General features: G+C 69.4%; 1 protein-coding gene and 1 pseudogene. Both read right to left on the bottom strand.

From position 1 onward, the window contains the following. Positions 1 to 862, bottom strand: a pseudogene (locus D7X74_RS41190) (hypothetical protein); the annotation flags it as partial. A 120-nt stretch (positions 863 to 982) separates the two neighbouring features. Continuing rightward, positions 983 to 2,377 (bottom strand): undecaprenyl-phosphate glucose phosphotransferase, encoded by a 1,395-nt coding sequence (locus D7X74_RS41185; RefSeq protein WP_120538374.1) that lies wholly within the window; start codon positions 2,375 to 2,377, stop codon positions 983 to 985. Positions 2,378 to 2,568: the final 191 nt, after the last annotated feature.

The raw sequence follows: 2,568 nt of genomic DNA, 5'->3' as shown, positions 1-2,568 counted from the left end.
GCCCCGCGACCACCGGCGGCCCACCCTGCCGCGCCACCATGCCCGGAGGCTGTGCCGACACGACCGGAGGCGGAGCCACCACCGGAGGACGCGCGGGCCCCAAAGTGGGAACCCCACCCGGGCGGAAGCTCTCGCCCCCCGGCGCAGCGCGCACGGGCTCCCCCATCACGATCTGCGGAAGCTCTTCCTCCTCGGGGCTCTCGAAGGGGAGCATGGGCGCGCTGGCCACGGCCGGCGCCGCGTCCTCCGCCTCCGAGTCATCACTGAGGAACTGTCCCGGCGCGAGCCCCCCGAACATCGCGGGCAGCTGCGGCTCCGGCCGGACGGGCGCGGGCGCGGCGGGAGCCGGCATCGGAGGCAGGGGCACGGTGGCCACGGAGACAGAGCGACGGATGGGCACGGGCGCGGGCGCCGGCAGGGCCTTCGTCGGACGGTCGATGCCGTAGTGGCGCGCCTGGTAGTGGAACAGCCGCAGCTCCGGCGTGACGTACGGCACGATGCGCATCCCGGTGATGAACCCGAGCGCATCCGTCGTCTGGAGCTCCAGCGGGTTCGCCATGGCGACCTTCAGCCGCCGGCCCTCCACCGCGAGCGGGAACGCCTGGTGCTTCTCCGCCTGGTCCGCCGTCAGCAGCTTGAGCGTGGCCTCGGTTACGGCGTCGAAGTCCGCCTCCATCGCGACGGGGAAGTGGGTGAGCTCCCCCAGCACCATGCCCACCGTCTCGATGTCGAGAAACCCCAGCTCCACCAGCCGGGTGCCCAGGCGGCCCCCGTGGACGAGCTGGACGCCCAATCCCTGGTCGAGCTGCGCCTGCGTCAGGAGGCCCTTGCGGACCAGCGTAATTCCAAGCTTGTCGGCCATGTGCCGACGGATTCTAGACGGCTTCGCGGCACGTGAAGAGGGTGCGCAAGAATACGACTTCCGCGCCTTCCCTGCCCGCCTGCTTGGACTGGCGGCCCCAGGCTCCGGAGCCCCGGGCCGTCAGTACGCGTTCTTCGACAGGAAGCCGCCCAGCGCGGTGCGCAGGAGGATCTTCAGGTCCATCAGCAGCGACCAGTTCTCGATGTAGTACAGGTCGTACTCGATGCGCTTCTGGATGGACGTCTGGCCGCGCAGGCCGTTGATCTGCGCCCAGCCGGTGATGCCCGCCTTCACCTTGTGGCGCAGGTGGTAGCGCGGAATCTGGCGCTTGAACTCCTCGATGAAGACGGGGCGCTCCGGCCGGGGCCCCACGAGGCTCATGTCGCCGCGCAGGACGTTGAAGAACTGGGGCAGCTCATCCAGCGAGTACTTGCGCAGGAACGTGCCCACCGGCGTGCGCCGGGCGTCCACCGCGCTGGCCATGGTGGCGCCCTGCACCTCCGCGTCCACGCGCATGGTGCGGAACTTGAGGATGGGGAAGGTCCTGCCGTCCATGCCCATGCGCTCCTGGCGGTACAGGATGGGCCCCCGGCTCGTCGCCCACACCACCAGCGCCGTCGCCGCCATCACGGGCGCGCTCACCAGGATGGCCAGCAGCGAGAACAGCACGTCGAACACGCGCTTGGCCACGCGGCTCCAGCCGTCCATGGGGTCGCCCTGGAGGCTGATGATGGGCAGGCCGCCGAACTCCTCCAGGCCGCCGTACAGGGTGATGTACTGGAACAGGTCCGGGACCACCTTGACGTCCACGGTGCGCAGCGCCAGCTGCTCCATCAGCGGCTTCACCTGCGCCTGGTCCTCCAGCGGCATGGCGATGATGACCTGATCCACCGGGTGCGCATCCAGGTACGCCTCCACGTTGCGCACGTGGTCCACCACGCGCACGCCGCCCACCCACTGGCCGACCTTCTCCTCCTTCAGCGACAGCACGCCCACCACGCGGAAGCCCAGCTCGCGGTGGCTCTCCACCGTCTCGATGGTGCGCAGGCCCAGGTCCCCCGCGCCGATGACGAGGATGGACTTGAGGTTGTAGCCGCGCCGGCGCACCTCGCTGAGCACATGCCGGAAGGCCAGCCGCGACAGCGCGATGAGCGTGAAGGCGTAGACGACGAAGATGGCGATGGTGAGCCGCGAATAGCGCTCGCGGATGAAGTACGTCACCGCCACCAGGACGAGCGTCGCGGTGATGGTCGCCTTGAAGAGCTCGAACAGCTCCCCCATGTGCGTGCGCGAGCGGTTGGTCGCGTACAGCCGGGCCTGCCGGAACGTCACCGGGAAGATGACCAGCACCATCACCAGCGAGACGAACGTCTCGCCCGGCGGAGGGATGCCCTCGGTGATGGGCATGACGCCGCTGAAGCGGGTGAAGTACGCGAGCACGAACGCCACCGCGAGCATCCCCGCGTCGGCGGCGACCTTGATGGACGTGTAGAAGCGCTGCAGGCGACCGAACACCGCGGTGACTCCTGTCGGAAGGACGGGGGGAGAACCGCCGCTTCCATTGCAAGACGCGCACCCTGGACCCCAGGCACCGTCACCTGCCCGACACCGGCCCCCCGGGCGGCGTCCTAGCACGGGTTTTTCCGTAAAACCAAGGGGTTGCCCCGGAGGGCACCCGACACTCCGGCTGTCTCTTAAACACATCT

The organism is Corallococcus sp. CA047B (assembly GCF_003612065.1).
In the GTDB taxonomy this organism is placed as follows: Bacteria; Myxococcota; Myxococcia; order Myxococcales; family Myxococcaceae; genus Corallococcus; species Corallococcus praedator.
The sequence above is the reverse complement of the archived record's forward strand: the minus strand, read 5'-3'. Positions and strand labels throughout refer to the sequence as shown.